Source organism: Rhodococcus sp. ARC_M5, from assembly GCF_022810405.1.
Lineage (GTDB): Bacteria > Actinomycetota > Actinomycetes > Mycobacteriales > Mycobacteriaceae > Rhodococcoides > Rhodococcoides navarretei.
The window spans coordinates 31147-55036 of sequence record NZ_JALGQE010000012.1; the positions used below are offsets into that span (position 1 = coordinate 31147).

Annotated in this window: 26 protein-coding genes; 9 read left to right on the plus strand and 17 right to left on the minus strand. The window is 65.3% G+C overall.

Annotated features, from left to right (window positions below):
* The first annotated feature begins 50 nt into the window (after positions 1-50).
* The 3 genes from MTX34_RS18050 (at position 51) to MTX34_RS18060 (ending at position 3183) form a co-directional block, all read left to right on the plus strand.
* Entirely contained in the window at positions 51-767 is a 717-nt protein-coding gene (locus MTX34_RS18050; protein ID WP_243610296.1) for a metallophosphoesterase, read from the plus strand.
* Positions 757-1620, plus strand: coding sequence for a chromosome partitioning protein ParB (locus MTX34_RS18055; protein WP_243596858.1), 864 nt, complete (start codon positions 757-759; stop codon positions 1618-1620). The genes MTX34_RS18050 and MTX34_RS18055 overlap by 11 nt, the downstream gene beginning before the upstream one ends.
* 132 nt (positions 1621-1752) lie before the next feature.
* Complete coding sequence (locus MTX34_RS18060; protein WP_243610297.1) at positions 1753-3183, plus strand: MFS transporter; 1431 nt, start codon at positions 1753-1755, stop codon at positions 3181-3183.
* 38 nt (positions 3184-3221) lie between these two features.
* Here the strand turns inward: MTX34_RS18060 and MTX34_RS18065 are convergent, their stop codons facing one another.
* The 6 genes from MTX34_RS18065 to MTX34_RS18090 all read right to left on the minus strand — a co-directional run bounded on the left by MTX34_RS18065 (position 3222) and on the right by MTX34_RS18090 (position 9194).
* Positions 3222-4391: an ABC transporter ATP-binding protein gene (locus MTX34_RS18065; protein WP_243610298.1), complete on the minus strand. Its 1170-nt coding sequence runs from the start codon at positions 4389-4391 to the stop codon at positions 3222-3224.
* A gap of 5 nt (positions 4392-4396) precedes the next feature.
* On the minus strand, positions 4397-5230 hold the full coding sequence (locus tag MTX34_RS18070) for a carbohydrate ABC transporter permease (RefSeq protein ID WP_243596856.1): 834 nt from the start codon (positions 5228-5230) through the stop codon (positions 4397-4399).
* On the minus strand, positions 5230-6180 hold the full coding sequence (locus MTX34_RS18075; RefSeq protein WP_243610299.1) for a carbohydrate ABC transporter permease: 951 nt from the start codon (positions 6178-6180) through the stop codon (positions 5230-5232). The genes MTX34_RS18070 and MTX34_RS18075 overlap by 1 nt, the downstream gene beginning before the upstream one ends.
* Positions 6177-7499, minus strand: a complete 1323-nt coding sequence (locus MTX34_RS18080; protein ID WP_308198549.1) for an extracellular solute-binding protein — start codon at positions 7497-7499, stop codon at positions 6177-6179. The genes MTX34_RS18075 and MTX34_RS18080 overlap by 4 nt, the downstream gene beginning before the upstream one ends.
* 195 nt (positions 7500-7694) lie before the next feature.
* Complete coding sequence (locus tag MTX34_RS18085) at positions 7695-8183, minus strand: general stress protein (RefSeq protein WP_008714301.1); 489 nt, start codon at positions 8181-8183, stop codon at positions 7695-7697.
* 69 nt (positions 8184-8252) lie between these two features.
* Positions 8253-9194 carry a CoA ester lyase gene (locus MTX34_RS18090; protein ID WP_243610362.1) on the minus strand — a complete coding sequence of 314 codons (942 nt, stop codon included), beginning with the start codon at positions 9192-9194 and terminating at the stop codon, positions 8253-8255.
* Positions 9195-9268: 74 nt separating this feature from the next.
* On the opposite strand from MTX34_RS18090, the gene MTX34_RS18095 reads away from it, so the two are divergent.
* From MTX34_RS18095 to MTX34_RS18110, 4 genes are all read left to right on the plus strand, one after another.
* Positions 9269-10543 (plus strand): magnesium transporter MgtE N-terminal domain-containing protein, encoded by a 1275-nt coding sequence (locus MTX34_RS18095; protein ID WP_243596854.1) that lies wholly within the window; start codon positions 9269-9271, stop codon positions 10541-10543.
* Positions 10544-10563: 20 nt separating this feature from the next.
* On the plus strand, positions 10564-11094 hold the full coding sequence (locus MTX34_RS18100) for a DUF1003 domain-containing protein (protein ID WP_243610363.1): 531 nt from the start codon (positions 10564-10566) through the stop codon (positions 11092-11094).
* A 120-nt stretch (positions 11095-11214) separates the two neighbouring features.
* Positions 11215-12081 carry a lytic transglycosylase domain-containing protein gene (locus MTX34_RS18105; protein ID WP_243596853.1) on the plus strand — a complete coding sequence of 289 codons (867 nt, stop codon included), beginning with the start codon at positions 11215-11217 and terminating at the stop codon, positions 12079-12081.
* A gap of 59 nt (positions 12082-12140) precedes the next feature.
* Entirely contained in the window at positions 12141-13277 is a 1137-nt protein-coding gene (locus MTX34_RS18110) for an Mrp/NBP35 family ATP-binding protein (RefSeq protein WP_243596852.1), read from the plus strand.
* Between the two features lie 183 nt (positions 13278-13460).
* Here MTX34_RS18110 and tatB read toward each other — a convergent pair whose 3' ends face one another.
* From tatB to sigE, 4 genes are all read right to left on the minus strand, one after another.
* On the minus strand, positions 13461-13925 hold the full coding sequence (tatB, locus tag MTX34_RS18115) for a Sec-independent protein translocase protein TatB (RefSeq protein ID WP_243610300.1): 465 nt from the start codon (positions 13923-13925) through the stop codon (positions 13461-13463).
* 18 nt (positions 13926-13943) lie between these two features.
* The gene (locus MTX34_RS18120) at positions 13944-15476 is read right to left on the minus strand and encodes a S1C family serine protease (RefSeq protein WP_374639953.1); all 1533 of its coding nucleotides are present in this window, start codon (positions 15474-15476) and stop codon (positions 13944-13946) included.
* An 84-nt stretch (positions 15477-15560) separates the two neighbouring features.
* Positions 15561-15887: an anti-sigma factor gene (locus tag MTX34_RS18125; RefSeq protein ID WP_243596850.1), complete on the minus strand. Its 327-nt coding sequence runs from the start codon at positions 15885-15887 to the stop codon at positions 15561-15563.
* Positions 15888-15903: 16 nt separating this feature from the next.
* Positions 15904-16530 carry an RNA polymerase sigma factor SigE gene (sigE, locus tag MTX34_RS18130; RefSeq protein ID WP_243596927.1) on the minus strand — a complete coding sequence of 209 codons (627 nt, stop codon included), beginning with the start codon at positions 16528-16530 and terminating at the stop codon, positions 15904-15906.
* A 239-nt stretch (positions 16531-16769) separates the two neighbouring features.
* Here sigE and MTX34_RS18135 point away from each other — a divergent pair, with 239 nt between their 5' ends.
* Complete coding sequence (locus MTX34_RS18135) at positions 16770-17381, plus strand: O-methyltransferase (protein WP_032365496.1); 612 nt, start codon at positions 16770-16772, stop codon at positions 17379-17381.
* 66 nt (positions 17382-17447) lie between these two features.
* Here the strand turns inward: MTX34_RS18135 and glgC are convergent, their stop codons facing one another.
* Positions 17448-18662, minus strand: a complete 1215-nt coding sequence (gene glgC / locus MTX34_RS18140; RefSeq protein ID WP_243596849.1) for a glucose-1-phosphate adenylyltransferase — start codon at positions 18660-18662, stop codon at positions 17448-17450.
* 76 nt (positions 18663-18738) lie between these two features.
* Between glgC and glgA the strand changes: the two genes are divergently transcribed.
* A complete protein-coding gene (gene glgA / locus MTX34_RS18145) occupies positions 18739-19902 on the plus strand; it encodes a glycogen synthase (protein WP_243596848.1) in 1164 nt (387 codons plus the stop codon).
* Here the strand turns inward: glgA and MTX34_RS18150 are convergent.
* The 6 genes from MTX34_RS18150 to folP form a co-directional block, all read right to left on the minus strand.
* Complete coding sequence (locus tag MTX34_RS18150) at positions 19872-20750, minus strand: methyltransferase domain-containing protein (RefSeq protein WP_243610301.1); 879 nt, start codon at positions 20748-20750, stop codon at positions 19872-19874. The genes glgA and MTX34_RS18150 overlap by 31 nt on opposite strands.
* A gap of 106 nt (positions 20751-20856) precedes the next feature.
* Positions 20857-21024, minus strand: coding sequence for a DUF3117 domain-containing protein (locus MTX34_RS18155; RefSeq protein WP_008714277.1), 168 nt, complete (start codon positions 21022-21024; stop codon positions 20857-20859).
* A gap of 95 nt (positions 21025-21119) precedes the next feature.
* Positions 21120-21728, minus strand: coding sequence for a DNA-3-methyladenine glycosylase I (locus tag MTX34_RS18160; protein WP_374639957.1), 609 nt, complete (start codon positions 21726-21728; stop codon positions 21120-21122).
* Entirely contained in the window at positions 21725-22060 is a 336-nt protein-coding gene (locus MTX34_RS18165; RefSeq protein WP_243596846.1) for a DivIVA domain-containing protein, read from the minus strand. The genes MTX34_RS18160 and MTX34_RS18165 overlap by 4 nt, the downstream gene beginning before the upstream one ends.
* 29 nt (positions 22061-22089) lie before the next feature.
* Positions 22090-23019, minus strand: coding sequence for a glucosyl-3-phosphoglycerate synthase (locus MTX34_RS18170; protein WP_243596845.1), 930 nt, complete (start codon positions 23017-23019; stop codon positions 22090-22092).
* Positions 23016-23876, minus strand: a complete 861-nt coding sequence (gene folP, locus MTX34_RS18175) for a dihydropteroate synthase (protein ID WP_243610302.1) — start codon at positions 23874-23876, stop codon at positions 23016-23018. Before folP ends, MTX34_RS18170 begins: the two co-directional genes overlap by 4 nt.
* Between the last annotated feature and the right edge of the window lie 14 nt (positions 23877-23890).

The following is a 23890-nucleotide window of genomic DNA, read 5'->3' on the forward strand; positions in this document are numbered from 1 at the left end:
GAAGTCCGTTCGGAGGTGCCCCCGCACCGGAGGTGGGTACCGTCGTACCCGTGGTCTCCGTTCTCGCAGTTGCCGACGAAACGATCGAATCACTGTGGAGTCCGCAGGTGAAGTCGCTCGCAGTGGACCTGATCCTCGGCGCGGGCGACCTCCCCTTCGACTACCTCGAGTACCTCACCGACGCGTTGAACGCGCCGTGCGTCTTCGTCCCGGGCAACCACGACGCGGACCTCACCGGATACTCGGCCGGGCGCGCGGGGTGGATGCGCGCCGGGCTGCCCGCCACCTGGCCCGGACCGGTCGGCGCCGTCAACGTCGACCGTCGCATCGTCTCCGCGGCCGGTCTGCGGATCGCCGGTCTCGGCGGGTCCATCCGCTACAACGGTGGGCCCAATCAGTGGACCCAACGGCAGCAACGTCGGCGCTCACGCACCCTGACCCGAACGTTCGCGTGGCATCGCACCGTACGCAAGGATCTTCGGCCCATCGACATTCTGCTCACCCACAGTCCACCGCTCGGGGTCGGCGACGACACCGACCCCGCGCACATCGGTTTCGACTGTCTGAACGAGGTGACGCGTCGACTCTCCCCACAGTTGTTGTTGCACGGTCATATTCATCCGCACGGTCATACCCCGGACGATCTGACCCTGCACGACGCCGCGGTGATCAACACCGTCGGATACACCCTTCTCGAGATCGAACCGGGCGACAGCAGAACGGATTTCGAGGCACCGAAGATCGTGAGGCGCAGACATGGCACGTGACACCGGATTTCCGGCCGCGGATGCGGAGAACGACTTCACCCGCCAGCGCCGACGCGCCGACGTCGCCCGGCTGGTCGGGTGGCTCCGGCGTCAACCCGACGACGTCAACACCATTCTGCCGTTCGACGAGGTGGTCGCCGCCCTCGGCAAGGTGGGCGAGCGTCACCTCGGCCTGCAGGTCATCCGCGTCGACACCATCGTCGGAAGTGTCGATCGCACGCGCGATTTCGATCGATTCTTCCGGCCGACGTCAGCGCGTATCCGCGAACGCTGGCAGCGACTCGCGGCCGCTCAGCGCCGAGGCGAGGCGATGCCGCCGATCCAGGTCTACCGCATCGGTGGGATGCACTTCGTCGTCGACGGTCATCACCGAGTCTCCATCGCCTTCGCGATGCACCGGACGTCGATCGATGCCGTCGTCACCGAGATCATCACGCGCATCTCACCCGAGGGCATCACTCGACGCGGCGACCTGCTGATCAAGGATCACCGGCGCATCTTCCTCAGTCGAGTGCCGTTGGTGGGCCGGGCCCGCGAGGCCGTACAGGTCACCGACCCCTTCGACTACGCCCAGCTGAGCGAATCGGTGGAGGCGTGGGGATTCCGGTTGATGCAGGAGGTCGGCGAATTCGTCGACCGCGGTACCGTCGCGCGGCGTTGGTTCGGTGAGGAGTACCTGCCGGTGGTGCGCATGGTGCGCGCGGCCGAAATCCTCGAGGATCGCACCGACGCGGAGGCGTACCTGTGGATGAGCCGGGAGCGTTACCGCCTGGTACGCGAACACGTCTGGAACGACGAAATCGTCAGCGAACTCCGGCAGAAAGCGCTGGGGAAGCCCAACCGGGGCCAATGACCCCGTCGAACCGGCCGTAGGACTACGCCCTCGCGAGCCCCACGGTCGAGCCGTAGCCGATAATTACTTAGATGCGTTCAACATTTGTGTTCGATTCGGATCGTTTTTCACACGTAACGAGGTAGCTCTTCCATGTCCACCCGCCGCACGCTGCTGCCCGGACTCTGCTTCATCGTGATGACTCTCGCTGTCCTGCAGACGATGGTCGTGCCCATCGTGGGCACCATCGGTACCCAGCTCGGCGTCGGCACCACGGCAGCGGGCTGGGTACTGACGGCCAATCTCCTCGCCGCGGTCATCGCCACCCCCGTCATCGGCCGGCTCGCCGACCTGCACGGCAAACGACCCGTTCTCGTCGGCGTCCTGACCGTCGTGCTGGCCGGGTCGCTGCTGGCAGCGTTGACCGATTCACTCGTCTGGCTGCTCGTCGGCCGTATCCTGCAGGGCGTCTCGTATGCCCTCTTCCCCATCGCTCTGGCCGTGTTGCGCGACGAAATGCCGCGCGAGAAACTGGTCGGATCGATGGCAATCCTGTCCGGCACGCTCGGCGTGGGCGGCGGATTCGGACTGGTGCTGACGGGGCTGCTCACGGCCGACGGCGCCGACTACCACCGCGTGTTCTGGCTCACCGTCGCCATCGTCGTCGTCGCTCTCGCCATTGCCTGGTTCGGCGTGCCTGTACGACCACGACACGCCAGCGGATCCGTCGACTGGTGGGGTGCCGTGCTCCTGGCCGGCACTCTTCTGCTGCTGTTCCTCGCCCTCACCCAGGGCCGCACGTGGGGCTGGGGTTCGGTGGCCACCATCGGCTGCGCTGTCGCAGGCGCACTGTTGGGAACGGTCTGGTGGATCTTCGAGAAGCGCATCGATGCACCGCTCGTCGCGCCCCGCATGCTCACTCACGGTCCACTGTTGGCCACCAACGTCGCCACGCTCTTCGTCGGCATCGGCATGTTCGTCAATTTTCTCGCCTGCTCGTACTTCGTGCAGACCCCACGCGCCATCGCGGGTTACGGCTTCACCGCCAACGTTCTCGAAGCGAGCGTCGTGTACCTGCTACCCGGTGCTGCGGTGGGAGTGGTTGCGGCGGTGATCAGCGGTCGACTCATCCGATCGTTCGGGCCCCGCCGAGTGCTGATCGCAGGAGCGATGATCGGGCTGATCGGGTTCGCCTTCGTGGCACTGGCCCACGATCACACCTGGCAGCTGATCACCGCAGGCATCGTCATCAACATGTTCGTCAGCCTCGCCTTCGCGGCGCTGCCCAACCTGCTGATGGCCGAAGTCAGCGCCGCCGACACCGGCGTGGCGAACAGCGTCAATTCGATCGTCAGGACAGTCGGCACCTCGATCGCGAGCGCCACGTTGACCACCGTCCTCGCCATGTTCACCATCGAGGGGACGGTCGTTGCCCGCGAGAGCGTCTACACCGCAGCCTTCGCCGCAGGCGCGGTGGCCTGCCTCGTGGTCGCGCTCGTGGCGATGGCCATCAAGAGCACTCCGGCGGCTCACGAGTCGGTCGTCGTCGGTGCAGGCAGCGAGCATGTGAACGAAACTTCGTAGTCCACTACGAAGTTCCGTTCACATGCGGCGCAGCCGCTCTACAGCGTCAGGTTGGCACCCGAGGCCTGGTCGAACACCGAGATCTTCGCCGGGTCGAACCACAGTTCCACCTGACCGCCCTCGGTGGCCTTGGACTCGGCGGCCAGACGCGCAACCACCTGTGCGCCACCGAGATCGGCGATGCCCGCATCGGCCGCGAGTTCCTGCAGTTCGCTGGATTCGACGCGTGCGCCCTTCAGGGTGAAGTAGACGTACTTGTCGCTGCCCATCGACTCGAGCACATCGACGGTGGCGGTGAAGGTGGCACCGCTCATCTTCTGATAGCCGTCGATCAGGGCCGCGTCCTCGAAATGCTCGGGGCGGATGCCGACGACCACCTCGCGGCCGGGGTTCTTGGCCTTGATCGCATCCATCCGCTCGAGCGGGATGTCGATATCGCCCAACGCGGTCGAGACACCGTTCGAGGTGAGCTGTCCGGGAACGAAGTTCATCGAGGGCGATCCGATGAAGCCGCCCACGAACAGGTTTCGCGGCTTGTCGTAGAGCTCCTGTGGGGAACCGATCTGCTGCACCAATCCGCCCCGCAGCACCACGACGCGATCGCCGAGGGTCATGGCCTCGGTCTGGTCGTGGGTGACGTACACGGTGGTGGTGCCGAGCCGCTTCTGCAGACGCGAGATCTCGGCGCGGGTCTGCACGCGCAGCTTCGCGTCGAGGTTGGACAGCGGCTCGTCCATCAGGAACGCCTTGGGTGTACGAACGATGGCGCGGCCCATGGCAACTCGCTGACGCTGACCACCGGAGAGATTCGCCGGCTTGCGGTCGAGATGCTGGCTCAGATCGAGGATCTTGGCTGCCTCCTCGACCTTGCTGTTGATTTCCGACTTCGAGAGCTTGGCGAGCGTCAGCGGGAAGGCGATGTTCTGCCGCACCGTCATGTGCGGGTACAGCGCGTACGACTGGAACACCATCGCGATGTCGCGATCCTTCGGTGCCTTCTCGTTGACGCGCTCCCCCGCGATGCGCAGCTCGCCGGACGAGATGTCCTCGAGACCGGCGATCATGTTGAGGGTGGTGGACTTTCCGCAACCGGACGGCCCGACGAGGATGATGAACTCGCCGTCGGCGATGGTGATGTCGACGTCGCTCACCGCCGCTGCGCCGTCGGGGTAGAGCTTGGTGACTTTGTCGAGAACGATTTCGGCCATGACGGTTATCCCTTCACTGCGCCGGACGTCAAGCCCGCCACGATACGTCGTTGGAAGAAGAGCACAAAAATGATGATCGGGATCGTGATGACGACGGCGGCCGCCGCGATCGATCCCGTGGGCTCCTCGAACTGAGAGCTACCGGTGAATTGCGAGATGGCCGCCGGGACGGTGACCGAACGTTCCGTCGCCGTCAGCGAGATGGCGAGCAGCAGGTCGTTCCAGGCGAAGATGAACACCAGGATGGCGGCGGTGACGATGCCGGGTGCGGCCAGCGGGGCGATGACCTTGCGGAACGCCTGTGCGGGCGTCGCGCCGTCCATCTTCGCTGCCTTCTCCAGCTCCCACGGAATCTCGCGGAAGAACGCGGACAGGGTGTAGATCGCCAACGGCAACGCGAAGGTGATGTACGGAATGATCAGTCCCGGCCAGGTGTCGAACAGCCCCAGCGAGCGGGAGATGTCGAACAGCGGTGTCACCAGCGAGATCTGGGGGAACATCGCGATCAGCAGTGCCGCACCGACGAGGGCCTTCTTGCCCGGAAAGTCCAGGCGAGCAACGGCATACGCGGCCATCGTGCCGATCACCACGGCGATCACCGTGGTGATCAGACCGATGCCGATGGAGTTCACCAGGGCCGAGGTGAACTGGTTCGTCTGGAAGATGCCCTTGTAGTTGTCGAAGGTGATCGAAGTGGGGATGAACTTGCCGTCCGCGATGGTCGCCGTCGACTTGAACGAGAGACTGATGATCCACAGCAGCGGTACGAGTGCGTAGATCAGGACGAGGACGTTGACGACCGTCCAACCGACCTTCTTGCGAGGCGTAACAGTGGTCATTACTTGCGGCCTCCGTCGTCGGATCCCGGTGCCGATGCACCGAACAACTTGATGAACACGAACGCGATGATCGCGACGCAGAAGAAGATCAGGATGCTGATCGCCGACCCGAGTCCGAGGTTGAACGCACCGAACAGATTGTTGTAACCGAGGATCGAGACCGATCCGGTTTCGTTGCTACCTCGGGTGAGGACGTAGATGTTGTCGAAGATGCGGAACGCGTCGAGGGTGCGGAAGAGCACCGCGACGAGAATCGCCGGCTTCATCAACGGGATCGTGATGCGCATCAACCTCGTCCACCCGCCTGCTCCGTCGACCTCGGCTGCCTTGAGCAGATCGTCGGGCACCAGCGCCAGTCCTGCCAACAACAGCAGCGCCATGAACGGCGTCGTCTTCCACACCTCGGCCAGCACGACGATGGCCAGGGACGGGAACTGCTCGGTGAGCGGGGCACTCCCGTCGGGCAGCAGATTCGCAAGGTAGCCGGTACCCGGGGTCCATGCGTAGTACCAGCTGTACGCCGCCGCGACGGTCACGATGCCGTACGGAATGAGCACCACGGTGCGCACCAGTCCACGGCCGAAGATGGTGCGGTGCATGACCAGAGCCACCGCGAGGCCGAGGATGAACTCGATGATCACCGAGATGATCGTGATGCCGGCCGTGACGCTGAAGGCCGTCCACCAGTAACCGTCGGAGAGCACCGTCACGTAGTTGGAGACACCGACGAATTCACGATCCTCGGGAAAAGCGAGGTTGTACTTCTGCAGGCTGAGCCAGAACGCGTAGATGATCGGATATCCGGTCACCGCGATCATCAGCAGGGCGGCAGGTGCGATGAGCAACAGCCCCAGCCGACGTTCGGCCTTCTTGCCGTCGGAGACGTTCTTCAGGGCAGCCTGCTTGTCGGCGGGCTGCGACTGAGGCTGCGACTCGGTAGGAGCACTCATGGAATCAACCCTTCGGAATTGACGGCCTTGGTGACCAGATCTGCGAGCTTGTCCACGTCGGCCACCGGGTCGATGTCCTGCGGCGGGTTGAGCGCATCGGTCAGCAGAATCGAGATGCTCTGGTACGCAGGCGAAACGGGCCGCACGGCTGCCGACTCGATGGAACCGAGAACCCCTTCCCACGCGGGATAGACGGCCTGGAACTCCGGATCGTCGTACAGGCGTGCAAGCACCGGCGGCACACCACCGTTGACGGCGTTGTTGCGCTGGTTCTCCTCGTTGGTGAGGCACTCGACGGCCTCCCACGCGAGGTCCTCGTACTGGGTGGTGTTCGCGACGCCGATGTTGAACCCACCGATGGTGACCTTGGCGGGCTCACCGGGATTGACCTCCGGGTAGGGAGCACTACGGAAGACCTCGGCGATTCGCGCGTCCTGCTGATCGGCAGGCACACCGGACAGATCGAGGAACGAGACGGCACCGGCGATGGCGTTCTCCTTCAGACCGGGCAACACGAAGGGGTAGTTGACCTGGAAGGCCATCCGGCCGGATTCCATGCCGAGCCGGGCCGTGGCCTCGTCGCTCTGCGAGACCGATGGATCTCGACCGTCGGCCGTGGCCACTCGTTTGATGATCTCGAGTGCCTTCTCGGTGGCGGCGCGATGCTCGGGGGTGTCGTTCAGTGTCACCGTCGTTCCGTCCTCGGCGACGACCGAACCACCCGCGCTCTCGAGCAGCGAGTTGAACCAGACCATGAAGCCCTCGTACTGCTTGGCCTGAACACCGATCTGGCCCGGCTTACCCTCGGCCGCGTTGGCCTCGGCCACGTCGATCAGCTGATCCCACGTCTGCGGCGGCACCCCACCCGGCACCTCGTCCGGCCGGTACCAGAGCAACTGCGTGTTGGAGTTGAGTGGAACCGCGTACAGCTGGTCCTGCCATTCCGCGGTGGCGAGCGGGCCTTCGAGCGTCGAACCGTCGCGCAGCTTCGCAGACAGGTCCTCGGGAACGGGCAATGCCCATCCGGCCTCGGCGAATTCGGCCGTCCACACCACGTCGAGCGTCATCAGATCCAGCGTCTTGTCGTTTCCGGCGAGACGCCGCGCGAGTTGGAGCCGCTGATCGTTTGCGCTCTTGGGCAGAGTTCTCTGCTCCACGCGGTATCGGCCGTTCGAGGCGTCCGAACACACCTGTGCCGCAGCGGCGTACTGCTCTGCGCCGTCTGCGGCAGTGTAGAAACTCAGAACCGGAACCGAACTGTCGGACGAACCACACGCTGCGAGCAACGGACTCGTCACCAGAGCCGCTGCTGCCAACACCCCTATCCTCGTTGCTTTTCCACGCCTACGACCACGATGTCTCGGCACTTTCCGCCTCCGTACGTTCAGTTACTCGCGCAGCACACTGGGTGAGACTGCCGTGCACGAAAGAAACGTAACCGAACTCACTGGCATCGAGGGCGATTTGGGGCTATTCCGTTACCTGTCGGTTGCCTGGTCGTCCACCAGGTGTGATCAGATCGACAGTTTGGCGAGCAGGTCGCGTGCTTTCTCCGCGGTTCGGGGCTCACAGAGGACGTCGTACCGGCCCGCGACCAACTGCATGCTCGACGCGAAATCTCGCTGCCCCTTGGTGGCCGCATACGGAATGGACGCCGAGATCAAACCGAAGATGATGCCACCGCCGACGCCGATGAGCAGGGCTCCGAAGATGTTCTCGCTGAAGATTCCGAGCACCAGACCGAGGAACACACCGAGCCATGCGCCCGAAACAATGCCTCCACCAATCACTTTGGGCCACGTGAGGCGTCCGAGAACGCGTTCGACCTGCATCAGATCGACGCCGACGATCGTCACGTCCTGTACCGAGAACTCTTCGTCGGACAGATAGTCGACGGCACGCTGGGCCTCGGCGTAGGTGGGGTACGAGCCGATGGGCCAACCGGAAGGCGGCGTCGGCAGGCCCTGCCCCGGGCGGCCGGACTGCGAGAGGGGATTGGTCATGACTCCATTGTGCCCCGAAACGGACACCCGGCACACCCGTTGTGCCGGTTCACAGCGCGGGCGGCTCGATCAGGACGAGGGCGCGACGAAGGCCGTCGTGCGCGTCATTCCGGCCGCTCGCCCCTTCGCCGAGACCACGAGCGCCATCTTGCGACTCGCCTCGTCGATCATCTCGTCGTCGAGCATCACCGCGCCGCGACCACCGCCTGCCGCGGACGTGTGGAACTCGTACGCGTCGAGAATCATCTCGGCCTTGTCGTAATCGGCCTGACGCGGCGCGAAGATCTCGTTGGCCGCCTCGATCTGCGTCGGGTGCAGCACCCACTTGCCGTCGAAACCGAGACCGGCCGTGCGGCCCGCTGCCCGTCGGAAGGCGTCGAGATCGCGAATCTGCAGGTAGGGCCCGTCGATCGCCTGCAAGCCGTGCGTCCGGGCCGCGAGCAGAATGGTCATCAGAATGTGGTGGTAGGCGTCGCCGGTGTCGTATCCGACCGGCTGCTCACCGACTACGAGGGTGCGCATGTTCACGCTGGCCATCAGATCCGCGGGACCGAACACCAGGGTTTGCACCCGGGGGCTCGCGGTCGCGATCTCGTCGATGTTGCGCAGACTGCGCGCGCTCTCGATCTGCGGCTCGATTCCGATGGCGCCGACGTCGAGTCCGTGCTCCCTCTCGATCTGAGTGAGCAGTAGGTCCAGCGCCTGCACATGCGCGGCGCACTCGACCTTGGGCAGCAGGATGGCGTCGAGAGTGCGTCCGGCACCGGAGACGACATCGATGACGTCGCCGTACGTCCACTGGGTCGTCCAGTCGTTGACGCGTACGACCTTGAGCTGATCGCCCCAGCCGTCGGAGTTCAGGGCGTCGACGATGCGCGCCCGTGCCTCGACCTTCGCAATCGGCGCGACGGCGTCTTCGAGATCGAGAAAGATCGCGTCGGCAGGGAGACCCTTGGCCTTGGCGATCATCTTGTCCGAACTGCCCGGAACGGCCAGTACCGACCGACGCATGCCCGAAGCACTCACGAAAGCACAACCCCTGTCTGATTCACATTCTGTATTGCGAAGCCTCTAACCTTGCCATCATGGCAGCACTGAGCAAGGTATTCGCGGCCAGGCTCGCCGGCCTGGGCGTCCTGGGCCCCGACGGCGAATCGATCGGCCGGGTCCGCGACGTGGTCATCTCGATGCGCGTCGGTAGAGCGCAACCGCGAGTCCTCGGCCTCGTGGTCGAATTGGCAACTCGGCGAAGAATTTTCGTACCGATGCTCAGAGTCACCAGTATCGAGCCCAACTCGGTTCAGCTCACGACCGGAAACGTCAGTCTGCGTCGATTCACGCAGCGCGCGAACGAGATTCTCGTGTTCGCCCAGATCCTCGACTCCAAGGTGCGCGTCGACGACCCCGAGCTCGACGAGTTGCACGACGTCGATTCGATCGTCGTCGACCTGGGGGTCGAGCTCACCCGAACGCGGGATTGGGTGGTGGCCAGGGTCGCCGTACGCAAACAGCGGCAACGGCTGGCGCGACGCGGTGCGATCCACGTCGTGGACTGGCAGCACGTGCAGGGGCTCACGCAGAACGAGCTGTCGATGCCCGATCAGGGTGTGGCGCAGCTGCTCATGCAGTTCGAGGACCTACGCGCGGCCGATGTGGCCAACGCGATGCGCGAGCTGCCCGTCAAGCGCCGTATGGAAGTCGCTCGGGCGCTCGACGACGAGCGCCTCGCCGACGTCGTCCAGGAACTGCCCGACGACGATCAGGTGGAGTTGATGCACTACCTCGGCGTCGACCGTGGTGCCGACGTGCTCGAGGCCATGGACCCCGACGACGCTGCCGATCTGCTGGGCGAGCTGCCCGAGACCGAGGCGGAATCGCTTCTCCGCCTGATGGATCCGGAGGATTCCGCACCCGTCCGTCGCCTGCTCGAACACTCCCCCGACACCGCCGGTGGCCTGATGACACCCGAGCCCGTCATCCTCACCGCGTCGACCACGGTGGCCGAGGCGCTCGCCCGGGTACGTAACCCCGACCTGACACCCGCGCTGGCGTCGCTGGTGTTCGTGGTCCGGCCCCCGACCGCAACACCGACCGGACCGTACCTCGGCTGCGTCCATCTGCAACAGCTGCTGCGAGAACCCCCGGCGAGCCTGGTCGGCGGAGTCGTGGACAGCGCTCTGCCGCGCTTGTCCCCCGACGACAGTCTCACCGCCGTGACGCGGTACTTCGCGACGTACAACCTCGTCTGCGGCCCTGTGGTCGACGACGAGGACCACCTGGTCGGGGCCGTGACCGTGGACGACGTCCTCGATCACCTGCTGCCCGAGGACTGGCGAGATCAGGAAGTGGCCGGACAGTGAAAGAAACAGCACGCCAGAGAATGGACACCCCGCGTGGATCGCGGTTGTTCAACGTCAGCCTCGACGTCGACCTGGGCAAGTCGGGCGAGAAGGCCGCGAGGTTCCTCGGTACCGGTCGCTACCTGGCGATCCAGACCGCCATCGTGATCGTCTGGATCTTCCTCAACGTCGTCGCCATCAACCTGCAGTGGGATCCGTATCCCTTCATCCTGCTCAACCTCGCGTTCTCGACCCAGGCCGCGTACGCGGCTCCGCTGATCCTGCTGGCCCAGAATCGGCAGGACGACCGCGACCGCGTCTCGCTCGAGGAGGACCGATCTCGCGCGCAACAGACGAAAGCCGACACCGAGTTCCTCGCCCGCGAACTCGCAGCACTGCGCATCGCCGTCGGAGAGGTCGCAACCCGCGATTACCTGCGTCGCGAACTCGACGAGATCAAGGCGCTACTCGAGCAGGCGACCGGGCAGCCCGTGGCGATTCCGAAGAAAGCACGGAAGAAGGCAGCAGCACGCGTGGCCGACGACGCGTCGAGCGACACCGATCTGCACTAGACGGGCCTCCGCGCCTGGTAACGGCCCGATAACGGAACAGTCTCGAATCAGGTACCCTCGATCCCGGTCATCAGGTCGGGCCCCGGTTGTCATCCGGGGAAATCAGGAGGTACAGCACGCGTGGGTCGTCACAGAAAAGCATCGAATTCCAAGGTCCGACGGAACTCGGTGATTGCTCTGGCAGGACTCGTCCCCGCAGGACTCGTCACTGCCGCCACCAGCGCCGGAGCCACCGAATACATTCCGTTCGTCAGCACCGAGACGGCTCCGGCCGCGCAGGAATCGAACTCGGTCGTCGAGACTCCGCAGCCCATCGCCCTGGACCAGCAAGCGCAGCCGGTGGCTCAGGCCGAGTTGCCGGTGCCCGCTCCGGTCCCAGCACCGGCCCCGGTGACCCCGCCCACACCCGAGCTCCCCACCAACCTCGCGGTGAGCCCCATCGCGATTCCGGTGGTCAACGTCTCCGCCTACAAGAACGCCGAGCAAATCCTGGCCCAGCAGCAACCCGGCTGCGGCATCAGCTGGACCGTCATCGCCGGAATCGGCCGCGTCGAGTCCACCCATGCCAACAACGGAAAGGTCGACGACTCGGGCGAGCTGCACGAGCCCATCCTCGGCCCGCGCCTGAACGGCACCCTGGCCGGAAACCAGGTGATTCGTGACACCGACGGCGGCGCACTCGACGGTGACGCCGAATACGACCGCGCAGTCGGACCGATGCAGTTCCTGCCCTCGACGTGGAACCTCTACCACGCAGACGGCAACGGCGACGGCGTCTCCGACCCGCAGAACCTCTACGACGCTGCGCTGGCCACCGGCATGTATCTCTGCGACAACGGGACCGATATGCGCGACCTCGGATCGACCACCAAGGCGATCCTGCGCTACAACAACTCGATGGCCTACGTTGCGAACGTGCTCGCATGGTCGGCCGGATACGCCACCGGCATCATCCCGACCTCGGACCAGCTACCACGCATTCACTGATCAGGTGTCCGGCTGCCCTGCTGTCCATCGACGCAGTGCCCACCGCCTAGCATGAGGTAATGGCTGTACTGACCGAATCCGACGTTCGGACCGCGCTCACGAAGGTGATCGATCCCGAGATCCGCAAACCCATCACCGATCTGGGGATGGTCAAGAGCATCGACATCGCCGACGACGGAGCCGTCGGGGTCGGTATCTACCTCACGACGTCCGGCTGCCCGATGAAGACCGAGATCAGCGACCGCGTCAAGAACGCGGTCGCCGACGTCGCGGGCGTCGGCACGGTGACGGTCGAACTCGACGTGATGAACGACGAGCAGCGCACCGAACTCCGCAAGTCGCTGCGCGGCGACTCCGCAGAGCCGATCATTCCCTTCGCGCAACCCGGATCCCTAACGCGCGTGTACGCGGTGGCGTCGGGCAAGGGGGGCGTGGGCAAGTCCAGCGTGACGGTCAATCTGGCCGCATCACTGACCGCTCGTGGACTGTCGGTCGGCGTGCTCGACGCCGACATCTACGGTCACTCCGTGCCCCGGATGCTCGGCAACGACGCCAAGCCAACGCAGGTCGAGAAGATGATCATGCCGCCCCAGGCACACGGCGTGAAGTTCATCTCCATCGCCCAGTTCACACAGGGAAACACCCCGGTCGTGTGGCGCGGGCCGATGCTGCACCGCGCGTTGCAGCAGTTCCTCGCCGATGTCTTCTGGGGCGACCTGGACGTACTGCTGCTCGACCTCCCGCCGGGCACCGGCGACGTGGCAATCTCTGTCGCACAGCTCATTCCGAGTGCCGAGATCCTCGTGGTCACCACGCCACAGCAAGCTGCGGCAGAGGTGGCCGAACGCGCGGGGGCAATTGCTCTGCAGACTCGGCAGCGCGTGGCAGGCGTCGTGGAGAACATGTCGTGGCTCGAGCTGCCCGACGGCACCCGCATGGACATCTTCGGGTCCGGTGGCGGTCAGGACGTATCGGATCGACTGACCAAGGCCGTGGGTGCGAGCGTTCCTCTGCTGGGCCAGATCCCCCTCGACACCGCCGTCCGAGAAGGCGGTGACGCCGGGACTCCCATCGTGCTGAGCAATCCGGAATCGCCCGCGGCTCAGGCACTGGAGGCCGTGGCTGCAAAACTGGCAGTGCGCGAGCGCGGTCTGGTCGGAATGTCACTCGGCATCGACTCGGCGCGCAAACTCTAGGCGGGCGGCGTCGCCCGCTTCCCCTGCCGCGTCAATGGACCATTGCACCGATCAGACGTGTGCAGTGGTCCATTCACGTCGGACCCATGACTGCGTGAATGGACCGTTGCACCGCTCAGACGTGTGCAGTGGTCCATTGACGAGAACGAGGGGCGGGGTCCGGACGGGGTGGGGCGGGTGGAACTACGTCGCGTCCGCGTCGATCGGTGGAGTATCGCCCGCCGACAGCTTCGGCTCGTTCTTGCTCATCGACACGGTGTTGCCGGACGCACCGCCCGAGGACACGCCGTTCTGAGGCGTCGGGCCGCCTGAATTCTTCGGCTTGGCGTCGAAGGGCTTGCCCTTGAAGGTGTCGTCGAGGGGATTCTTGAAGACCGAGTCGTCGCCGTCGAGCAGGTGTTTGGTGATCACTGCCCGCGGGGTCATGCCTCGGAGTTGGTTGAGGTCCGCGAGCGGCTTGCGCAAGTCCTCGAAATCGGTGCCGAGCTCGTCCTTGAGCTGCTGGCTGGCACCGTTGGCGTAGTCCTTGACCTGCCGAATCGACTTGGACACCCAGCTGATCGCGCCAGGAAGGCGATCCGGGCCGAGGATGACGAGAGCTGCTACGAGGAGAATGACGAGCTCTCCCCAACCGATGTTGCCGAACACGTCTGTCAGCCTACGTCGTCAGTCCGAAACCGGCGTGACGGAGAGGTCCACCAGCCGTCCCGAGCGGACGAGCTGCACCGGAACCGACTCACCGATCGTGGTGGCCTGCACGGCAACGACCAACTCGTCGGCGTCGCCCACCGTGCGATCGCCGACCTTGGTGATGACGTCGCCTTCCACGATTCCGGCCCGCTGGGCAGGCCCGTCGGCGCGGACGTTGGCGACCTCCGCGCCGGCGGAGGTGTCGTTGATGACCGAGCGAGCGTTGATGCCGATATCCGGGTGCCGCATGACGCCGTCTCGGATCAACGACTGCGTCACCTCGAAGACCTCGTCGACCGGGATCGCGAAGCCGAGGCCCACCGATCCGCCGCTCTCGCTGCGGATCGCCGAGTTGATGCCGATCACCCGGCCCTCGAAGTCGATGAGCGGGCCACCGGAGTTGCCGGGGTTGATGGCAGCGTCGGTCTGCACGGCGTCGATGACGGCGTCGGTGTCGGTGCCTTCACCCGACAGGGCGACGGGTCGGTCGAGCGCGCTGACGATGCCGGACGTGACGGTCTTGTTCAATCCCAGCGGTGAGCCGACGGCGATCACGTCCTGCCCGACGCGAACGTCCTCGGAACGACCGAGTTCGGCGACGGTCAGGTTGCCGACATCGGTCTTGAGGACCGCGAGGTCGGTCTTGGTGTCGCGGCCGACGATGTCGGCCGGCACCTTGGTGCCGTCGGAGAACGTCACTTCCAACGTCGAGTTCTCCGGGTCGGATGCGGCCAGCGAGATCACGTGATTGTTCGTCACGATGTAACCCTCACCTGCGATGACGACGCCCGAGCCGGTGCCGCCGGTCTCGCCGAGCGTCACCTGGATCGACACGACGGACGGCAGGACGGCGTCGGCGACGTTGCTGATCTGCCCGCGCGGGATGTCGTCGCCGCTGGACTGGGTCAGTGTCACTTTCTGGCTGGTCAACGCGCCGGTCACCTCGGCGGTGAGGCGACCGAAGAGGCCGCCGACCAACCCGATGACGAGAGCGAGAACACCGAGCACCACGAGGGCTCGGACGGACACCGATCGGCCGAACAGCACATCGCGCACACCGAGCTTGGTGCCCGGCGGGAGAACGGGCGGGGGCGGCGTGTCGAGCGCCGCGCTGCCGAGGGACACCCGAGCGGTGGGGTCGCGCCACGGATCGGCCGGAGCCGACGGAGCGGTGTCGCTGTCGGTCTCGGCGTTCGGATCACGTTGCAGCGATTCCTCGGTGTCGTCCGGACGTCCGAATGCCTCGGCGAGAATGGGATCGGGAGGCCGCACCGAGACGCGCGACGGCAGTTCCTCACCGGGCCTGCGCTCGGAGAACGAACCGTCGACGTTGTCGGGGCGTCCGAATACCGATGCCGACACCGGATCGACGGACGGTCGATACACCGGACGCGGTGGCAACCGTGGACCTTCCGGACCGATACCGTCGGGCTCGGTCTCCGACGGGTCGGTGCCGGTCGTCTCGGTGCTGGTCGAATTCGATGTCACGCGTCCGGTTACCCCTCGCATACGTCGGTGTGAGAGTTCAGTATCACTCGAGCGGTCGGCTCGGCTCGATGCAGGTGAGAAGTCGTCGCGTGGATCGCGATGCAGTCAGCGTCGGCGACGACGGACGTCGGCGACAGCCGACATGAACGATCGCTTCGTGTGGGCCGGCCGGTCCTCGCCTGCGCAGGACGGAATCTGACTGAGCAACCCGAGCAGCGAGTGTGGCATGGACAGCTCACCCGCCCCGCGCAACGCCTTGCGGGCCTGCTGCTGGGCTTCGACCTCGGCGGCGCATTCCGGGCACTCGGACAGGTGTTGAGCAGCACGGAGGTAGGCGGGCATCCGCAGTTCACCGTCCACGTACGCCGCGACGGCTTCACTGGCCAGATGTTCGGTGGAGCTGAATTGCCTTCGCTTGCGCGCCTGCGTCATCCAACCCTCCTCGTAGCTAGTGGACACTTGCGTGACCTGAGTCGACCTTCCCGTGCACTCGAAGGTACTCGCGTAGCGCCTGGCGTCCACGGTGAATGCGGCTGCGAACCGTTCCGAGCTTGACGCCCAGTGTCGCACCGATCTCCTCGTAGGACAGTCCTTCGATGTCGCACAGCACGATTGCGGCACGGAACTCCGGTGCCAGCGAGTCGAGTGCGGACTGCAGATCGGGGTCGAGGCGCGCGTCGTGGTAGATCTGCTCGGGGTTGGGCCGGTCGGAGGGGACGCGGTCGTAGTCCTCGGGGAGGGCTTCCATACGGATGCGGCTGCGGCGACGAACCATGTCCAGGAACAAGTTGGTGGTGATGCGGTGCAACCAGCCCTCGAAGGTGCCGGGCTGGTAGTTGGAGAGGGAGCGGAACACCCTGATGAAGGTGTCCTGCGTCAGGTCCTCGGCATCCTGGGCGTTGCCGGACAGCCGGTAAGCCAGTCGGTAGACGCGGTCGCCGTGTTCGCGAACCAATTCGTCCCAGGACGGCATGGTGGAGTCCTCGCCGGTCGCATCGAACACTGCGGTGCCGCTGAGATCGTCGGGCGTGGGTACGGACTCGGGTAGACGCGCGGTGTCGCGATCGCCGTTGATCTTGTAAATAGTTGGATCCTCCTGCTCAGGACTGCGTACGTCCTTCTGATTCAACCGACGACTACCCTCGGATGTTCCAGCTCACACTTCGCAATCGAGACGGACCTTCGATTCCTCCACAGCCTGACGGACCCGCGTGTGGGTCCGGTATGAATCACCTGAGGCGCACCTGAGAATGTGTGCGTGAGATTGTGCCCGGGGCACGATAGCCTCGGGTCGTGCCGACCAACGCCGAGAAGATGCTCGCCTACGCCGAAGACTCCGCTCAGGAGGACGAGGTTCTCATCGCAGCCAGAGAGCGAGCCGTCGACCTCGGTGCCGCCCCGGTTCCACCGTCGGTCGGCGCAATTCTGTCCATCTTCACCCAGATGCTCGGTGCGAAGACGGTCGTCGAAATCGGCACCGGCGCAGGGATCAGCGGTCTGTGGTTGCTCGACGGGATGCGCGCGGACGGCGTTCTCACCACCATCGACACCGAGCCGGAGCATCAGCGCGCGGCCCGAGAGGCGTTCCGCGCGGGTGGAATTGCGCCTTCGCGTACCCGGCTGATCAACGGCTGGGCCCTCGACGTGCTCCCCCGACTGGCCGATGACACCTACGACTTGGTGTTCATCGATGCCAGCCCTGCCGACCATCCGCACTTCGTCGCCGAGAGTGTTCGACTCCTGCGCCCCGGCGGAGTTCTGGTGCTGCACAACGCGTTACTGGGTGGACGCGTGGCCGACCCGACTCAGCGCGACGCGACCGCAGTGGCCGTTCGATCCGCAGCCAGGGCCATCGCCGAGGACGAGCGCCTGACGACGGTACTACTGCCTCTGGGTGACGGGTTGATCTGCGCGTCCAGAGCGTAGGTGCCTACGGCAGTGGTGCGGTTATGTGCCCTCTACGGCACCTGACCGCACCACTGCCGCAGGCACTCAGATCCAGACGCCCTTGCCGACGGAGACGACTCCCCCGGCGCTGACGTTGAAGCGCTCGCGATCGCGTTCGTGGTCGACGCCGACGATCTCGCCGTCACCGACGACGACGTTCTTGTCGAGAATCGCATGCCGAACGACGGCACCCTTGCCGATCCGGACGCCGGGCATCAGGACGCTGCCCTCGACGGTCGCGCCACTGTCGATCATGACGTTGGAGCTGAGTACCGAGTTGCGGACGGTGGCAGCCGACAGGATGCAGCCGGCACCGACCACCGATTCCTGAGCCAAGCCGCCCTGGACGAACTTGGCGGGCGGCAGGTTCTCGGCCGATCCACGAATGGGCCAGCGGCGGTTGTAGAGGTTGAAGATGGGGTGCACCGACACCAGATCCATGTGGGCGTCGTAGAAGGCGTCGATGGTGCCCACGTCTCGCCAGTAGCCGCGGTCGCGTTCGGTGGCACCGGGAACGACGTTGTCGTTGAAGTCGTACACCGAGGCGACGCCGGCCTCGACGAGTGCCGGAATGATGTCACCGCCCATGTCGTGGTCGGAGTCGACGTTCTCGGAATCGGCCTTGATGGCGTCGACGAGAACCTTGGTGGTGAACACGTAGTTGCCCATCGACGCGTACGTGACGTCGGGGTCGTCGGGGGTGCCGGGCGGTTGAGCCGGCTTCTCGAGAAATTGGGTGATCTTGCCGTCGGAGTCGGAGTCGATGCAGCCGAACGCAAATGCCTCGCTGCGCGGAACGCGGATCCCGGCCACGGTGACGCCCGCACCGGAGTCGATGTGCTGCTGCACCATCTGCTCCGGATCCATCCGGTACACGTGGTCGGCTCCGAAGACCACGATGTACTCGGGGTCCTCGTCGTACACCAGGTTCAGCGACTGGAAGATGGCATCGGCGCTGCCGGTGTACCACCGAGGCCCGAGACGTTGCTGTGCCGGGACCGGAGTGATGTACTCCCCGGCGAATCCGGACAGTCGCCACGTCTGCGAGATGTGGCGATCCAGTGAATGGGACTTGTACTGGGTGAGCACGCAGAGCCGGAGGTAACCGGCGTTGACGAGATTGCTCAGCACGAAGTCGATGAGTCGGTAGGCGCCCCCGAAGGGAACGGCTGGCTTGGCTCGGTCCGCGGTCATCGGGTAAAGGCGCTTACCCTCTCCGCCGGCAAGCACAATCCCTAGTACGTGCGGTTGTGTCCTCACCCACTCAACCTATCCGCACCGAGAGAACCTTGCTACCAGTACACGCACAACTGCCGGGGAATGTAGGTTCGTTCACGTGCGAGTAGCGATGATGACCAAGGAATACCCGCCGGAGATCTACGGTGGCGCAGGAGTTCATGTCACGGAGTTGACCGCGCAGCTGAAGTCGCTGTGCGACGTCGACATCCACTGCATGGGAGCCCCGCGCGACACCGCACAGGTGCACGACCCCGATCCTGCACTCGCCGGTGCCAACGCTGCCTTGACAACGCTGTCGGCCGAGCTGCGGATGGCCAACGCGGCAGCGGGTGCGGACGTGGTGCATTCGCACACCTGGTACACCGGCCTCGCCGGCCACCTCGCGGCAGAACTGTACGGAGTTCCGCACATCCTCACCGCGCACTCGCTCGAACCGCGACGGCCGTGGAAGGCCGAGCAACTCGGCGGCGGCTACCGCATCTCGTCGTGGTCGGAAAAGAATGCAGTGGAGTACGCCGACGCCGTCATCGCCGTCAGCGAGGGCATGGCAAAAGACGTGCTCGACGCCTATCCGCGCCTCGACCCGAGTCGAGTCCACGTGGTGCGCAACGGGATCGACACCGAGCGGTGGTTCGCAGATCACGGCACTGCGACTCTGGACGAGATCGGGGTGGATCCGAACAAGCCGATCGTCGCGTTCGTCGGCCGCATCACCCGGCAGAAGGGTGTGGGTCACCTGATTGCTGCCGCCCACCACTTCGATCCGTCGATCCAGCTCGTACTGTGCGCGGGCGCACCCGACACTCCGGAGATCGCCGCGGAAACCGAGCGAGCGGTGGCGTTGCTGGCCCAGCAGCGCAGCGGCGTGTTCTGGGTCAAGGACATGCTGCCCACCGACAAGATTCGCGAGATTCTCTCTGCCGCAGCTGTGTTCGTCTGCCCATCGGTGTACGAGCCACTCGGCATCGTCAATCTCGAGGCGATGGCCTGCGAAACCGCGGTCGTGGCGTCGGATGTCGGCGGCATCCCCGAGGTCGTCGACGAGGGCCGCACCGGTCGCCTGGTGCATTACAACTCCTACGAACCCGATGCCTTCGAGCGGAACCTGGCGGACACCGTCAACGAGGTAGCCCTCGACCCCGCACTCGCGGAAGCGATGGGCAAGGCCGGCCGCGAGCGAGCGGTCGCCGAATTCTCCTGGGCATCGATCGCGAAGCAGACTCTCGCCGTCTACAACGACGCGCTGGCGCGGCGCGGCTGATTCGTCGCTCGATAGATCGACACCGTCACCGACGCGGTGACCTCGGTGGTGTCGGGAAACTGCGCCAGCGCAGCTGCCCGAGCAACGGGGTCGCCGTGCCGCGCCGACGGCCCCATGCCGATCAGCGCGTCGATGTCGTTGCGCGAGAGCATCATCGAGTACTCGAGCGGGGATTCGGCCACCGGCTCGAACAGACCGGACAGCGATTCGCCGAGGCGACGTGTCTTGTCTTCCTCGACGCCGATGAGACCCAGCGGTCCACGCAACTCACGCTGGTGTCGCGACGTGGGTGTGACGATCACCAACACGCCGTCGTCGACGAGGACTCGATTCAGTTCACCGGCGTTGCGCGGCGCGAACACGCACGTCACCGCGGACAGTGCGCCCGACCGCACAGGTAGGCCACTCCAGATGTCCGCGACCACGGACCCCAGCCGCGGATGGGACCGTGCGGCACGCCTGGCCGCGAACTTCGACACGTCGACGCCTATCCCCCGCGCATCGGCGTGGGCGTCGAGCACAGCCGCGAGGTAGTGACCGGTGCCGACCCCGACGTCGAGCACGACGTCACTGCCCTCCGGGACACCCGCCGAGACCGCTGCCGCGATCGGATCGAAATGCCCCTCCCCCAGGAACACCTCACGCGCCGCGATCATCTCGGCCGAGTCGCCGCTGAACTTGCCACCGTCGCCGGTGAGCAAACTGACGTAGCCCTGCCGGGCGACATCGAACGAATGCCCTCGATCGCACCACAGCGTTCGATCGGTGTCGCCCACACCGAGCCCCGAGTCGAGCTCGCGTGCTCGACACTGCGGGCACACCAACGCGTCGACGACGTCGGTCAGCACCGAACACCCCTCTCACATCGAAAGCACCCACACTCGTCGAGACAACACAAAGCCCCGCTTGCCGTGGCGGCGAGCGGGGCTGAGCGATGATCGATCGACAGAGCTATCAGCCGGTGACACCCTTCAATTCGTCACCGAGTGCCGCGGCCTCGTCAGGGGTCAATTCGACGACCAAACGGCCGCCCCCCTCGAGCGGGACACGCATGACGATTCCTCGTCCCTCTTTGGTTGCTTCGAGGGGACCGTCCCCGGTCCGGGGCTTCATCGCCGCCATCCTCTGCTCCCTCCAGATCTGCGCCCACCAGCTCGGCGCCTAGGCCTAAAAGATAAATTCGTCGCGGGGCGACGGGTGTTGACACCTATTCTTCCCTATCGCCGTCGATACCGGGAAACGGAGTCGGTATTCGCGACCTGCACCCAGCACCCCGACAGGTGATCGTCGACCATTCCGGTGGCCTGCATCAAGGCGTAGGCGGTTGTCGGACCTACGAACCGCAGGCCCCGCCGCTTCAGTTCCTTGGCCAGAGCCGTCGATTCCGGGGTCGAGCCGGGCACATCGGAGAACTCCGTCAGGCGAGCCGACCTGGGTTGGGGCGCGAAAGACCACAGCAAGGAGTCGAGGTCCGTGTCCTCGAGATCGACGATGGCGCGCGCGTTGCTCACCGCTGCGTCGATCTTGAGCCGATTGCGCACGATGGACGCGTCGTTCATCAGTCGTTCGACATCGGCCTCGCCGAACCGGGCCACCAGCTCCGGATCGAAACCGGCGAAGGCGGTGCGGAAACTGTCACGCTTGCGCAGGATCGTGATCCACGACAGGCCCGACTGGAACGCTTCGAGACAGAGCCGCTCGTAAAGCTCGTTGCGGCCGTGCAGCGGCTGCCCCCATTCGACGTCGTGATAGTTGCGATACACGTCGTCGTCGGTGGCACCCCAGGGGCAGCGCAGACGACCGTCCGGTCCGGCGACCGCGCTCACCGCTCGTCCGGTCCTGCCTCGACCGGGGACGGGGTGATGGTGTCCTGCGACTGCTGTGCCGCGGACAGTCGCGACCGCAGCATGTCTATTTCGCCGCCGAGTCGCTCGAGCGCCCAATCGACCTCGCTGGGCTTGTATCCCCGCAGGGTCTGCTGGAACTTCAGCGAGTTCACGTCGGCTCCGGTGACGCCCTCGGCGGGGAGCACGGTCGCGGTGGTTCCCTCGGGCAACGGGCCCAGTTCCTCACCGCGACCGAACACCACCGATGCCACGAAGAACAGTGCAGCGGCGACGACGGCGATGACGACGACGTAGATCAGCAGCGTCAACATGCCACGATCTTGTCAGACCGTCCGACACGCTAGGTCAGCGAGTTCATCGCCGGTCGGTCCTGCAGCGACACCTCGGTCGAGAACGGCTCGAACGAGTCACCGTCGACGCGGAACTGCATCAGACCGGCCCCGGAGTCGACCATCCCGCACCGATTGAGCATGGTCCCGACGATCTGTCTGCTCATTGCCCCGAGTTCGACCAGCGGGCGATTGCGGTGCTTGCGTACACCCAGATTGACCTGGCCTATCGCCCGCAGCCCGAGCCTGTCGTAGGTATCGAGCAGCAGCCCAATCTCCACTCCGTAGCCGGGTGCGAACGGCACCGCGGACAGAAGCTCGCGGGTACCGGCGTACTCGCCGCCGAGGGGCTGAATGACACCGGTCAACTCCGGTCGCAGCGCAGCGAGCAGCGGCCTGGCCACGAGCTCGGTGACACGTCCACCGCCGTTGGCGTCCTCGGTTCCACTGGTCCGCAGCGGACGGCGATAGTAGCCCTTGACCAGATGGATACCGTCGCCCATCAGCAGTGGGCCCAGCAACTTGGGCACGAAGGCCGGATCGGGGTTGATCAGGTCGGAATCGACGAACGCGATGAGGTCACCGGTCGACGCGGCGACGGATCGCCACAGCACTTCGCCCTTGCCCGGTACCGGGTCGACGCCGGGTACAGCTTCTTCACGGCTGATGACCCGCGCGCCGGCCGCCGTCGCCCGCACAGCTGTCTCGTCCGTGGAACCGGAGTCGAGCACGATCAGCTCGTCGACGAGGCCACCGAGCAGCGGGTGGATCGTATCGATTACGGCAGCAACAGTCTGTTCCTCGTTGAGTGCCGGTAGTACCACCGAGACCGTGCGGCCCGCCTTCGCGGCTTCGAGCTCGGCGATGGTCCATTGCGGGGTGTCCCAGCTGTTGGTCTCGGACCACGCCCGGGTCACGTCCGTTCGATCCGCGAGTGTCATGCCAGACCCCTGACCGTCCGCGCCGGGGTTCTCAGCCCCTGGATCGCTGCCACCATGTCGACGACTCTTCTGGTCGACGCCACCTCGTGCACCCGGAACATTCGGGCTCCGCCTGCTGCGGCCAATGCTGTCGCTGCCAATGTTCCCTCCAACCGGTCGGCGAGTTCTACCCCTAGAGTCTCGCCTACGAAGTCCTTGTTGCTCAGCGCCATGAGCACAGGCCACCCGGTGTTTACAAGATCGTCCACGCGACGCAACAACTCGAGCCCGTGATAGGTGTTTTTCCCGAAATCGTGTGTCGGATCGATGAGAATCGAATCCTTTTTCACCCCCTCCGCGACTGCGTTCTCGGCGGCGGCGGTGACTTCGGCGATGACGTCGGCCACCACATCGGCGTACCGAACCCGAAACGGGCGCGTGCGAGGTACCGCTCCGCCGGTGTGCGAGCAGACGATGCCGACGCCCTCGGCGGCAGCGACGCGCACCAGTTCGGGGTCGGCCCCGGCCCACGTGTCGTTGATCAGATCCGCCCCGACGCCGCAGGCCAGGCGAGCGACCTCGCTGCGCCAGGTGTCCACACTGATCAGCAGCTCCGGGTAGGCGTCCCGAATCGCCTCGACGAACGGAACGACACGGCGAATCTCTTCCTCGGCATCGACGACGTCGCCGGGACCGGCCTTCACTCCGCCGATGTCGACCATGTCGGCACCCTCTGCGACAGCCCGGTGAACCGAAGCCATCGCCGCGTCGTCGGTGAAGTTCGCACCCCCGTCGTAGAACGAATCGGGGGTGCGATTGACGATCGCCATGACCAATGCGCGATCGTCGGCGACCGGTTTGCCGCAGAGGGTGCTCATGAAATCAATAGTGG